12 protein-coding genes and 1 tRNA gene are annotated in these 13,139 nt (G+C 33.6%); 2 read left to right on the top strand and 11 right to left on the bottom strand.

Annotated elements, in window-relative coordinates; translation table 11 throughout:
• Positions 1-91: 91 nt before the first annotated feature.
• From ACFPVY_RS10755 to ACFPVY_RS10720, 8 genes are all read right to left on the bottom strand, one after another.
• A complete protein-coding gene (locus ACFPVY_RS10755) occupies positions 92-814 on the bottom strand; it encodes a hypothetical protein (RefSeq protein WP_379792001.1) in 723 nt (240 codons plus the stop codon).
• A gap of 51 nt (positions 815-865) precedes the next feature.
• Positions 866-1,543, bottom strand: a complete 678-nt coding sequence (locus tag ACFPVY_RS10750; protein ID WP_379791999.1) for a hypothetical protein — start codon at positions 1,541-1,543, stop codon at positions 866-868.
• Positions 1,544-2,785: 1,242 nt separating this feature from the next.
• Positions 2,786-3,889: a DUF4407 domain-containing protein gene (locus tag ACFPVY_RS10745; RefSeq protein WP_379791998.1), complete on the bottom strand. Its 1,104-nt coding sequence runs from the start codon at positions 3,887-3,889 to the stop codon at positions 2,786-2,788.
• Between the two features lie 161 nt (positions 3,890-4,050).
• Complete coding sequence (locus ACFPVY_RS10740) at positions 4,051-5,286, bottom strand: M56 family metallopeptidase (protein ID WP_379791997.1); 1,236 nt, start codon at positions 5,284-5,286, stop codon at positions 4,051-4,053.
• A complete protein-coding gene (locus tag ACFPVY_RS10735; RefSeq protein WP_379791995.1) occupies positions 5,283-5,654 on the bottom strand; it encodes a BlaI/MecI/CopY family transcriptional regulator in 372 nt (123 codons plus the stop codon). Before ACFPVY_RS10735 ends, ACFPVY_RS10740 begins: the two co-directional genes overlap by 4 nt.
• A gap of 1 nt (position 5,655) precedes the next feature.
• The gene (locus tag ACFPVY_RS10730) at positions 5,656-6,090 is read right to left on the bottom strand and encodes a toxin-antitoxin system YwqK family antitoxin (RefSeq protein WP_379791994.1); all 435 of its coding nucleotides are present in this window, start codon (positions 6,088-6,090) and stop codon (positions 5,656-5,658) included.
• 250 nt (positions 6,091-6,340) lie between these two features.
• Positions 6,341-6,769 (bottom strand): energy transducer TonB, encoded by a 429-nt coding sequence (locus tag ACFPVY_RS10725; RefSeq protein ID WP_379791993.1) that lies wholly within the window; start codon positions 6,767-6,769, stop codon positions 6,341-6,343.
• Between the two features lie 8 nt (positions 6,770-6,777).
• Positions 6,778-8,166 carry a dipeptidase gene (locus tag ACFPVY_RS10720; protein WP_379791992.1) on the bottom strand — a complete coding sequence of 463 codons (1,389 nt, stop codon included), beginning with the start codon at positions 8,164-8,166 and terminating at the stop codon, positions 6,778-6,780.
• Between the two features lie 139 nt (positions 8,167-8,305).
• Between ACFPVY_RS10720 and ACFPVY_RS10715 the strand changes: the two genes are divergently transcribed.
• A tRNA-Leu gene (locus ACFPVY_RS10715) sits at positions 8,306-8,387 on the top strand.
• A 127-nt stretch (positions 8,388-8,514) separates the two neighbouring features.
• Here the strand turns inward: ACFPVY_RS10715 and ACFPVY_RS10710 are convergent.
• Complete coding sequence (locus tag ACFPVY_RS10710; RefSeq protein ID WP_379791991.1) at positions 8,515-9,336, bottom strand: hypothetical protein; 822 nt, start codon at positions 9,334-9,336, stop codon at positions 8,515-8,517.
• A 181-nt stretch (positions 9,337-9,517) separates the two neighbouring features.
• On the opposite strand from ACFPVY_RS10710, the gene ACFPVY_RS10705 reads away from it, so the two are divergent.
• On the top strand, positions 9,518-11,662 hold the full coding sequence (locus ACFPVY_RS10705; protein ID WP_379791990.1) for a M3 family metallopeptidase: 2,145 nt from the start codon (positions 9,518-9,520) through the stop codon (positions 11,660-11,662).
• A 67-nt stretch (positions 11,663-11,729) separates the two neighbouring features.
• Here the strand turns inward: ACFPVY_RS10705 and ACFPVY_RS10700 are convergent, their stop codons facing one another.
• Positions 11,730-12,092, bottom strand: a complete 363-nt coding sequence (locus tag ACFPVY_RS10700; protein ID WP_379791989.1) for a nuclear transport factor 2 family protein — start codon at positions 12,090-12,092, stop codon at positions 11,730-11,732.
• A 93-nt stretch (positions 12,093-12,185) separates the two neighbouring features.
• A complete protein-coding gene (locus ACFPVY_RS10695; RefSeq protein ID WP_379791988.1) occupies positions 12,186-13,097 on the bottom strand; it encodes a pseudouridine synthase in 912 nt (303 codons plus the stop codon).
• Positions 13,098-13,139: the final 42 nt, after the last annotated feature.

The following is a 13,139-nucleotide window of genomic DNA, read 5'->3' as shown; positions in this document are numbered from 1 at the left end:
CATTCTTTAATAGCTTTCGTAGAGTAGAAGTATAAATATCTAAATACTTTATTGGTGAATTTATATTTCTATTATCTGCAAAAGATTTGTTTTAATTACATTCTGTATTACTTAATTTAAATACATCTTCATAAGTTAAATTAAATTTATTGCCAAATTTTTTGCAATTATTATTTATCGTGTCTATACAATATCCTATTTCTTCACGGTTTATATCATTAGGTATGGTACAAACACGTTCTCGTGACACTAATTGCCAATTTTTGTTTTCAAAAATATAATTTAAGGTATAAAGTTTATATCCATCATCATAGTCAATTGTTTTGAAATTAATATGTAAACGGCTTTGAATATTTCCCTTGTATTCTGCACAAGATTCTTCCAAAAATATTTTGATGGTAAAAAGGCCATATCCATTTTCATTAAAATCTATTTTATTTTTATAATCCCACACATCCTCATAAGTTTCGTCTGTTTTTTTTATAGAAATTTTAGTAACTAAATAAACATTTCTTCCGTTTTCTTTTGAATAATTTTCTGCCTTGGACAAGCTTGTTTCATTATTAAACGCTCCAAAATTTATATCATCAACGTAAACTTCTCTCGTCACTAAGTATAGTAAGTTTAGTTTTTCATCCTGATAGTAATTCTCGTTTTCATGTCCAACATTCAACCTGTAATAAACACTATCAGCATCAAAATCTACAATGAATGCTTTTGAATTTTTTTTCTCTCCGAGATTAAAATTTTCTCTTTGATTACACGATGTTAGTGTAATAAATAGAAGAATAATTATCCTATTTGCAGTTTTCATAATCAAAAATTTGTTTAATAATTCAAAATACGTTTATCTTGATTTTTTAAATCAGTTTTTAGTTTCAAAACATTTGCAATAACCACTTGAATAAAAAAACTCGTTAAAACTACCCTTGTTTAAATCGTTATCAATAAATAGCGTATCCACGCAATATCCTTGGCAATATGCAGGTAGCCCTTTTGTGGGATTATCTATTTCTTTTGTGAAAACTATCCACTTGTTTTTGTAATAAACTAGATTTAGATATTTACCTCCTAATTGATAATCCGATATTTCTTGTATTCTTAAATATCCCCCACTAATCCTTTTTCCATCTATAATAGCTGGTTCCATAAAATACCCTTGCTTTAAAATTAAATAATTAAATTCATCATCTCTATTTGATATTTTTGCAATTTGAGTTGATTGATTGTCTTCAATATAAAAAATTCTACTTAAAATATAAACAGATAGTTTTTTTAAATCAGGATTTTCATTAATAAGGTTATATCCTTTTTTATGATTATTATAGTTACTAATTCCTCCAATTATAGAATCTCCCACAGCATAATTATTTGTTACTAAAAATAATTCTTTTTCTCCATCATTAATAACATCAATTTTATAGTAAACTGAATCAGCTTGGTAATCAATGATTGAAACATTTCTGTTTTGAATTATATCATTTTTTTTATCTCTACAGCTTAATATCAATAAAATGAATAGTAAACTACTTACAGTTTTCATAGTCAAATACATTTTTTAACAAATTATAATATTTCTCCCTTTCATCATATCCATTAATGCTTTCTGAATTTGGAGCCTTTGGATTATTTACCATTGCGGAAACTTTAAAGAAGTTGTCTTCATCGGCATATTTATTTATTTTTTTAGCCCACCAATACCAAGCTGAAGAATCACAAGCGTAAGCTATTTCTGTGGAAATTAATTTTGTTAAAGAATTGACTTCCTCCATTTTATCTACAGGAATAAATTGATTATTTGTTCTTATATTAAAATTTTCAACTGTTTCTTGTGGGTTATTTATTGGAATATTAAGACGATTTAACATATATGATTTATAAAAATTTGTCTGCTTTCTGTAATCATAATATTGTAAATAATTATAATCGTGTGTTAACTGTTTTATTCCACGTCCTCTATAATAATCTCCTCCTGAAACACTAGAACTAGGATTAGCTTCATACGTAGTGCTTAATTTTAATGTTTCTACATAAACTTGTGCAAGAAAATGAATTCGCCTTATACAGGTATTAATTTCATATTTTTTAAAAATAAAATTTAATTGTTTTACAAAATCATTATAGTTAGCTTCACTTTCTCTAATATTTAAACCATTTGAATTTAGATAAAATAATCGGTCTTCAATTAGTTTGCCATCAAATGCCTCAACGTCATAAATGGAATACTTATATGTGTATCGTTTTTCTGCTTCTTTTGGTTTTCCTCCTTTATCAGAATTTGGGATTTTTTCTGCGTTTTTATCAAGCCATATAACATTATTATTTTTATCTCTAAATGCTCTATCTCCTTGAATATCTTTCTTCNTGATGGGGATTTTTTTTGCAGTAAACAGAAATGATCTCGATTGTGAATGCATTGAATCAAGATACTTTAAAAGATATCCAGCCTTGATAAATTAAAAAGCCACGCAGATTATGTTCTGCGTGGCTTTTTTTATTTTTCACTGTTATTCCTTATTAAAATATTCCTTTTTATCTTGTCAGATTCATTAAAATAATATCCAAGTTGAATCTAAAATTGAATTTAATCAGTTTTCCATCTAAGAAATTCACATTAAAAATTCGTAACCAATAGTTCAGTTTTCAAGACAATTAAGTTTTTTTTGAAGTGATTGGCTTGCCACTGAATAAATCATCTATTGATTTTAATTAGACGTTATATCGAAAACAATTTAATATAGATGATGCTAGAAATTCAAAATCGGGCTATATCTTCAAATTAATATTAGCTAAACGTCTTTTTCTGTTTTTCTACAAAATTTTTCGATTGAAGTTCTAATAATTCAGTAGCGTTTTTTCGTTGTAAATTATACAATTCCCTGTCGGAAGCAATGTCTTCATAAACCTTGTCGTGCATTTGAGCGCTTGTTTTAACCAATAATTCGCGTTGGTATTTGTCTTGATTGATAGTCGCTTTAAACGCGGTTTCCAAATCTTCCAATTTAAAATCATATTCGCCTTTTGGAGAAAGTAATTTGGCTATAATCGGAGAGGTTTCAATGGCTAAAAACAACAACATAATAAAAAACGACGGCAACCAGGGCAAACTATTTAAAGCATTAATTCGAGCCATCAAGCCATCAAAACCATCAATAATAGGTTGGGTTTCAGTTACTTTTTTATCTAAATCTGCTTGTAACGTTTTGGAGGTTTTTTCTAACTCGGCGATTTTAACGAGATTGGTTTTTCGTAAGGTGTCTAATTCGGTCTTCGCCAAATCGTGTTTGGCGATTTTTTCCTTAAAAACCGGACCTTTGCCTAATTTTTTAGTTCCCGCAGTTCCTTCCGCTTCGGTGATGTACGTTGTGTAAAGCGCATTTACTTCCTTTTCTTTTTTAACAACTTCTGATTTTAAGCTGTCAATTTGTGCTTTGTTTTTGTCTAAGTCGGTTTTGAAATACGTGGCAATTTCCTTTTTGTTGTTCAAGGCCATCGCATTTTTTTCTTTCAATAAAACCGTGTTGATTTCCTTCTCAAAAATTTTAATTTCCAACGGTTTAGAAATTACAATCGCAATAATAATCGCCAAAGCAATCCTCGGCGTAGCCTGAAGAAATTCTGCTGAGAAGCTGTCTCTTTTTTTAATTGTGGAGACAATAAACCGGTCGAGATTGAAGATTAAAAATCCCCAAACCAATCCGAAGAAAATGGCGGGATAAATGCTGTCAAATACCGTAAAAAGGGCATAAGCGCTGGCGATAAAAGCCATAATGGCGGTAAAAAAAACGGTGGCTCCAATGCCGGCGAATTTTGTTTGTTCGCCATCAGAACAAGTGTCAAGAAGCTTTCTGTCAGCTCCAGAACACAGGATGAAGAATTGTTTTAACATGATGATTGATGATTTGTGCGTGAGAAACGTGTCCCGCGGGTGATGATTGATGATGTTTGCAAAGATAACGCCAGATTTTTAATTTTGGTATAAATCGTTGATATGTTTTGATTTAGGTACAAAAAAAATCCGCTCATTTCTGAACGGATTTTAGAAAATTATTATGTAATCTTTAATCGAATCGGCAGATTATAAGCCACTCGAACAGGTTTGCCATCTTGGATTCCGGGCGACCATTTAGGAGATTTGCTCATCATTCTTAAAGCTTCTTCTTTTGTTCCAAAGCCCAAATCTTTTATCACTTTTATGTCCGAAAGACTTCCATCGGTTTCTACTATAAAGCTTACTAAAACATTACCTTCTCCCACGAAATCTTCTGGAATTTTAAATTCTTTCTGAACATATTTTCCAAAGGCTTCTAAACCACCCGGAAATTCTGGCAAGGTTTCAACACTTGTGTAAATGTCGGTTTCCGGTAATGTATTTGGTTCTACCTTTTCGCCTGGTTTAACTTCCACAACTTTTGCTTCCGCTGGAGTTTTATCGCCTACATTTTCAGAACAAGAAATAAAAACTAATCCTGCTAAAACTGGGACTACTGCTAGTTTTTTGAGCAAAGCTCTCGACTGTGACGTGGTTTTTGTCATCATAATTAATCGTTTTTTGGTTACTAAAAAATTCAAATTACTGGCCAAGTAAAAGTTGCTGTTCCAAGATGCTTTTTCCAAAAGTAAACTTTGGTAAAACGGAACGTTATTATAGGATATCACCACTTTTTCATCTGCAAGAAATTCGTGGTTTAACTGGATTGCTTTTTTGTAGAAAATCAGTAAAGGATTGAACCAAAATATGGTTTTCAAAATTTCGATGAATAACACGTCAAGTGTATGTTTCTGGCGAACGTGCGTTAATTCGTGCGTAAATAATTCGCCTTCAATTTTTCTGTTTTCGTAATCATTTTTGTTGATGAAAATGTAATTCAGAAACGTATGCGGTAGGATTTTTTCTTCAACCAAAATCAAAGTTGCGCCTTCAAATTTCTGCGTTGGATTTGAATTTATTTTTCTGAAAAACACATAACAATTTCTGCAAAACCGAAAGGCAAAAATAGAAGTGATAATTCCATAAATGGTCCAGAGGGAAATCGGTAAATAATTGGTTTTCTTTTCAGCAATGACTGAAGATGAAGGAAAGATTTCAATAGCATTCAGGTTGACCGTTTTGATCGCTTCGATTTGGATTTCAAAAGAAATAAACGGAATCGCCAAGGAGAAAATCAAGCTTCCCAAAAGGTAAAACCGATTGAAAATACTCATTTTTTCTTGTTCTAAGAAAAGTTGGTAGATGCTTAAAAGCAGAAGCAAACACACCGAAGATTTTATTAAAAAGTCCATCATTTTTTCTTTTTTTGAAGTTCTTTATCGATAATTTTCTGAAGTTCTTCCAATTCATTTTGAGTCAAATTGGTTTCCGTCGTAAAAAAAGAGGCAAATTGTGAAGCTGAATTATTAAAGAAATTCTTGATTAATCCGTTGACGTGTTTTGAGAAATAATCGGTTTTTTTTACCAAAGGGAAATATTCACGAGAATTCCCAAATTCGTTATAAGCCACAAAATTTTTGTCAATCATTCTTTTTAATAATGTGGCAACCGTTGTTGCTGCTGGTTTTGGCTCTGGATAAGCTTCCAATAAATCTTTCATGAATGCTTTTTCAAGTTTCCAAAGGTGTTGCATTAATTGTTCTTCTGAATTCGATAGTTGCATTTTATTTTGTTTTTATTTCTGTTTGATTTATTAAATTTCCTTGATCATAAGTGCTAATTCCGAACAGATTTCCTTGTTCGTCATAAAATTTCCAATCGCCTTGATAATACCAATGCATTTCTTTTTCGGTTAAATCAAGTTGCGTGTTTCCTTGAGACATAATTTTTCCGTTTGGATAATAATAGGTTGTTTTGCAGATTCCGTTTTTATATTTTTCTTTTCGGTGTAATTTTTTATTGGCAAATTGCCGATGCGTGCCTTTTTCAATTCCTTTGTTGAACCTCCCGACTGATTTGTAATTTACGTTCTCAACAGAGTTGTAATCAATCCATTTTCCATGGCGCTCATTGTTTTTAACTTGGTTGATTTTACAACTTGAAAAATTAAATACGATTAGAAAAAGAATAGCGAAAACTTTTGGTTTCGAATAAATCATTCTACAAATGTAGAATAAAAATTCAATTCTACAAATGTAGAGCAATTTTTTTTAAGAAATTTCTTTTTGTGGTGATGTAGCGTTAAGGATGGGAGCGGCATCCTTTTGTGGAATCCCGACACTTCGGGATTCCACAAAAGATACAGCGGACAGCCTGCCCCAATTTTGCACTTAGGTTCTTATTTTGCAGATTAATGGTAAATTGGGAACGCCCAAAAAAAAATCCGCTCATTGCTGAACGGATTGTATATCATTTTTTATTAAGTTTTATTGGCAGATTGTAGGCAACTCGAACAGGTGTTCCATCTTGCATTCCAGGTTTCCATTTTGGAGTAGCCTTGATAATTCTAACCGCCTCTTCACCGGTTCCATACCCCAAATCACGTAATACTTTAATGTCGCTCAGGCTTCCGTCTTTCTCGACAATAAAACTTACATAGATAGTTCCAGATCCTGAAAAGGTAGCAGGTACTTTGTAATTTTTAGACACATATGCTGCAAATCCCATCATGCCTCCAGGAAATTCGGGGAGTGTTTGGACTGTTGATTGAGTTTTTTTATCCTCAGTTTCTTTTTGATTTACTGAAATTGAATCTACAGCTTGGGCTTGACAATTAAAATTGAAGTTAAAAAAAACAATGAAAAAGGTAATTTTAGTTACGTTGAAAAAAATATTCATTGGTTTTACTACTTTGAAAGTTCCACAAAATATTTATAAAACAACGGAATGGTTTCGATTCCTTTTAAGTAATTAAACACCCCAAAATGCTCGTTTGGAGAGTGAATTGCATCTGAATCCAAGCCAAATCCCATCAAAATTGTTTTTGATTTCAATTCTTTTTCAAACAAAGCCACAATTGGAATACTTCCTCCAGAACGAACCGGAATTGGCTGAACACCAAAGCTTTCATTGTACGCTTTTGCAGCCGCTTGATAACCAATGCTGTCAATCGGCGTCACATAACCTTGGCCTCCGTGATGTGGTTTTACTTTAACCGTCACGCCACTCGGAGCAATGCTTTTGAAGTGTTTTGTAAACAATTCTGTAATGTCATGCCAATCTTGATTCGGGACTAAACGCATCGAAATCTTAGCAAAAGCTTTGCTCGCAATCACTGTTTTTGCACCTTCGCCAGTGTAACCGCCCCAAATTCCGTTTACATCTAAAGTTGGTCGGATTGAGTTTCTTTCGTTCGTCGTATATCCCTTTTCTCCGTAGATATCATTTAAGTCCAATGATTTTTTATAAGCTTCTAAAGAAAACGGCGCTTTTGCCATTTCAGCTCTTTCTTCGGTAGAAAGTTCTTCGACTTTGTCATAAAATCCAGGAATTGTGATGTGATTGTTTTCATCGTGAAGCGACGCAATCATTTTTGCCAAAATATTAATAGGATTTGCAACAGCACCTCCGTACAAACCAGAATGCAAGTCACGATTTGGACCAGTAACTTCTACTTCCACATAGCTCAAACCGCGCAAACCTGTGGTAATTGACGGTTGTGTATTGGAAATCATTCCGGTATCAGAAATCAAAATCACGTCGTTTTTCAACTTTTCTTGGTTTCTTTCCACAAACCAGCTTAAACTTGCCGAGCCAACTTCTTCTTCGCCTTCAATCATAAACTTTACGTTGCAAGGGAGATTATTGGTTTGAACCATATATTCCAATGCCTTCACGTGCATGTACATCTGGCCTTTGTCATCGCACGCGCCACGAGCAAAAATTGCTCCGTCAGGATGTAAATCTGTCTTTTTGATCACCGGCTCAAATGGAGGAGAAGTCCACAATTCTAAAGGATCTGGCGGTTGCACATCATAATGTCCGTACACCAAAACCGTTGGAAGATTTGGGTCGATAATTTTCTCGCCATAAACGATCGGATAACCTGGAGTATCACAAATTTCCACGAAATCACAGCCTGCTTTTTCAAGGCTTTCTTTTACGGCATTTGCAGTATCAATTACGTCTTGTGAGTAAGCAGAATCAGCGCTCACAGACGGAATCTTCAGTAAATCAATAAGTTCGTTAAGGAAACGTTCCTTGTTTTTTTGTACATAATCTTTTATAGAATCCATAAATGGTTTTTTGAAATGTTGTCTGCCAAAAATACGAAAAAGAATATTTTAATTTTTTTTAATTTTTTTATTTGAAAGTTCAAAACTATGACTATATTTGCACCTCGATAACAGCAATAGTTGTTTTCAAAGGTCTACTGCGGATATGGTGAAATTGGTAGACACGCCAGACTTAGGATCTGGTGCCGCAAGGTGTGTAGGTTCGAGTCCTATTATCCGCACTGAAAAGCTTCTCAATTTGAGGAGCTTTTTTTATGCATAAAAATTAAAAAAAAGAGCAATAGCCACAGAATTATGATTATTGCTCTTTCAATAAAAAAATAATTTATCAACGAGAACTACGCTATTTTAGTGCTTTTCGGTTGAATTATTGTCCTTAGTATACTCTACATAAAAACTGTTTGCATTTTTAAATTTTGGATAATCAACTGTTTTTGTTTTGTCGCAATCATTCAATTTTGTCCTTTGAAACATTTCTGCATTTGGAATATTTACAATTTCAGAAACGTAAAAATTATTTGAAATTATAAATGATTTTCCGTTTAAGGTATAATCAATCGTATTTTTAAAAACAAAAGGAGAAGAACTTTTAGAGAAGTTTATGGGCGAAATTTCTTTCCTTGAAGGAAATTTTTTAAGATCACAGCTTTTGAAATATTCATTATTGATTAAGTATTCAACGATATGCTTTGAAGAATTTGCAGGAATGATAATATTCTGTTTTTCATTGTAAGCTGTGGAATAACCAGAAGATGTTGATGAAGAGACAGAGTTTCTAAAATTGTACCAATAAAATGCAGAAACAGAATGGCCAATAACCGAATTATTCGTTTTTGTGAACACTCGATTTTGATAATAATCGCTTGCATTTCCATTTAATATAAAAAAGGATTTGTCAAGATTAATGGTCAAATCTGCATTACTTTTATTGTAAATAGTGAAGCCAATGTTTCCTCCTTCTGACCATAAATCATAGATAACTTTGCAATTTGCGTCTTCAAAATTTATGTGATTGTCATCACTTATAGCATTTTCAGCCGATGTTTTATAAACTTGAAAATACTTTGTGGTTGAACATGATGATAAAGCAAATGTTATTATTAAAACAATGCTACTTCGTTTTAATTTAGATAATGATAAGGTAAATCTGAATTGATTTTTAAAGCTCATAATTTATTTGTTTAGAAATTAAAGGCAAACCTAATAATCAGCAGATTCAATTCTTTACGGTTTTCCGTAAAATGAAAAAAAAAGGTTAAACCTGATTTTGAAGATATCTTTAAAATAAATCATCGGAGATTTTCTGTCATTTAAGCATTTCCTTTAAATTTACATTTCAATACAATTTGAGATGAGAAAAAAGTCCATTTTTATTTTGTTGGCAATTACCAATATGCTGACAATTGAAGCACAAGAAAACAAAAAATCTATGAATCCATTTTTTCAGGCTTACAACACGCCGTTTGACGTGCCACCTTTTGACAAGATTAAAACCGAACATTTCAAGCCGGCAATTTTAGAAGGAATTAATAAGAAAGAAGCGGAAGTTGATGCGATTATAAATAATCCCGAAGCACCAAATTTCGAGAATACAATTTTGGCAATTGAAAATTCGGGCGAATTATTATCCAACGTAAATATTGTTTTTTCCAATTTAAATGGAGCAAATACTAATGATGAACTTCAGAAGATCGCTAAAGAACTTTCTCCAAATTTAGCTGCGCATAACGATAATATTTATTTAAACGAAAAGTTATTTGCAAGAATTAAAGCCGTTTGGGACAAAAGAGAATCTTTGAATTTTAATTTAGAACAAGCGAAAATCTTAGAAAATCTTCATAAAGCTTTTGTCAGAAGCGGCGCCAATTTATCAAGCGCTGACAAAGATAAATTGCGCAAAATCAATGCAGAACTTTCAATTACAGCTTTAAAATACGGACAAAATATTCTAGCCGAAACTAATAAATACGAATTGGTAATTTCAGATAAAATGGATTTGTCAGGTTTGCCGAAAGAATTAATTAACGCTGCCGCGGAAGATGCTAAAGCCAAAGGCAAAGACGGGAAATGGATTTTTACGCTTTCCAATTCCAGCGTAATGCCGTTTTTGCAATACAGTTCGAACAGAAAATTACGTCAAGAAATTTGGAATGCGTATCAAACAAGAGCCAATAACGATGATGAATTTGATAACAAAGAAAACGCGATAAAACTGGCAAATCTTCGTGGTGAAAAGGCGATATTGTTAGGCTACAAATCACATTCTGATTATGTTTTGGAAGAATCAATGGCTAAAAATCCAGAAAATGTGGCTAAACTCTTGAATGATTTATGGAAACCAGCTTTGGAAATTGCTAAAAAAGAAGCTTCCGACATTCAAAAAATGATGGACAAAGACGGAATCAAAGACAAGATAAAAGCATATGATTGGAGATATTACACTGAAAAAATAAGGAAGCAACGTTTTGATTTAGACGAGCAAGAATTGAAACCATATTTTAGTTTGGAAAATGTAAGAGGCGGCGTTTTTCAGGTAACGGAAAAATTATACGGCTTAAAATTCAAGCAATTAAACGATGTTCCAAAATACCACGAAGAAGTTACCGTTTGGGAAGTAACCGAAGCTGACGGAACCCACGTCGGGATTTTATACATGGATTTTTTTCCAAGAGCTTCAAAAAGAGGCGGCGCTTGGATGACTTCATACCGAAGCCAAAAAACGGTAAATGGTGAAAGAAAAGCGCCAGTAATTTCAATAGTTTGCAACTTTACAAAACCAACGGGCGACACGCCGGCGTTATTGACTTTTGATGAAGTGACAACGTTTTTCCACGAATTTGGCCACGCTTTACACGGATTATTATCGAACGTAACTTACAAAAGCCTTGCAGGAACAAGTGTTCCGAGGGATTTTGTAGAATTGCCATCACAAGTAATGGAAAATTGGGCCGCCGAGCCAGAAGTTTTGAAAATGTATGCAAAACATTATAAAACCGGCGAAGTTATTCCAGATGCATTAATCCAAAAACTGCAAAAATCAGGAACTTTCGACCAAGGCTTTGCAACGATAGAATATTTAGCTGCGTCATTTTTAGACATGGATTATCATTCTCAAACGAAACCAATTACGCTTGACGCCAACAGTTTCGAGAAAAATTCCATGAAAAAAATTGGATTGATAGACGCAATTATTCCAAGATACAGAACGACTTATTTCCAGCATGTTTTTTCAGGAGGCTATTCTTCAGGATATTATAGTTACATCTGGTCAGGCGTTTTGGATACCGATGCTTTTGAAGCATTTAAAACTACGACACTTTTCAATCCAGAAAAAGCAAAACTATTCCGTAAAAATGTCCTTGAAAAAGGAGGAACCGAAGACCCAATGGTTTTGTACAAACGATTCCGTGGGGCTGAACCAAGCGTGGAACCGCTTTTGAGAAAAAGAGGATTAGACAAAAAAACAGAAACTCCAACAAAGAAAATTAAAGGATAAAAATCTGATGATCTGTGTTTCAATTTAAATAAAAAAACCTTCGGAAATTAACCGAAGGTTTTTTTTATTATCCGTGATAAACGCGCGAAGCAATTATCTTTCCGTCTTTAACTTCCAGAACTTCCGCGACTAGCATATCGTCTTCGTCGTCCACATTTCTCACATATTCCATAAAAACTCGGTCGCCATTTGCAGTCAACGAAGTCACTTTATAATGCAACGAAGGAAGTCTTTCGAACGCCTCTTTCCACCATTCGCGCAACGCCGATTTTCCTTCCACAAAACCATTCGTTTCTGGTTTTCTGATTTTTAATTTCGGACTAAAATGTTTCGCTTCCTCATCATAAAGCGACAAAAGTTGCTCTAAATTATGATTATTAAAAGCGTCAAACCAACGAAAAGCAATAGATTGTAAAGTTTCTGGATTCATATATTTTGTAAAGTAAAAACCGCAGATTACAGAAAAAATCTGCGAATCTGCGGTTTGTTTTTATTTTCTAATTCGTGCAATTTGTGGCAAAAACTAAACGTTTTTCAAATTGATAATTTCCTGTTCGGTCAAAGCTCTGTAATTTCCTCTCGGAAGATTTTTCTTTGTCAAACCAGCAAAAGCCACACGGTCAATTCTCAAAACATCATAGCTCAAATGCTCAAAAATATGGCGAACCACTTTCACATTTGAAGTACGCAATTTAAGTCCGATTTCGCTTTTTGGCTGGTCGTCAATATAGCTAACTTCTTCAACGCTAATGCGGTGACCTTCAATCGTCATTCCTTTTTGAATTTTCTCTAAATCTTCATATTTCAAGTTTTTGTCTAAAGAAACCTGATAAATTTTAGACGATTTTTGATTCGGAATCGTAAATTTTCGAATCATATCCGTGTCATTCGTGAACAGCAACAAGCCAGTCGTGTTTTTGTCCATTCTTCCCACCGGAGTCAACGGCGATTTGCTTCCACCACGAACCAATTCAGATACGTGACGGTGCTCAAAACCTTCATCAAAAGCAGTCGTAAAGTTTTTTGGCTTGTTTAAAAGCAAGTATTCTTTTTTCTCCGGAGTCAAAACACTTCCGTCAAAATTCACCACATCAGTAGATTTTACAAGGTATCCCATCTCAGTAACCGGAACTCCGTTCACTTTCACATTCCCAGATTGAATATAAATATCAGCCTCGCGACGAGAGCAAACTCCCGAATTCGCGATGTATTTGTTAAGACGCATTTCGCCTTCCGCTTTCTGTCTTTTCGGAGCTTGGTTCGCTTTCTTTGCAGGCTTCTCCGGATTCACATCCGCCGCTTTTGCTACAGTTGGCTTCGCTTTTTTCGGCCCTTGAGCTCTCTTTGGCAACGCTGGTTTAGACTTGCTAAAACTGCTTTTTCCACCAGATCTGTTTGAGGCGCTTCCCTTTTTGCCTCCGTCATTCTTGTTCATCGTTCTAAATTTGTGCAAAGATAACATTTTTCGACGGTAAAT

This window comes from Flavobacterium qiangtangense (genome assembly GCF_042658345.1).
Taxonomy (GTDB): Bacteria; Bacteroidota; Bacteroidia; order Flavobacteriales; family Flavobacteriaceae; genus Flavobacterium; species Flavobacterium qiangtangense.
Note: the sequence above shows the minus strand (reverse complement) of the source record. Positions and strands in the feature narration are given on the sequence as shown.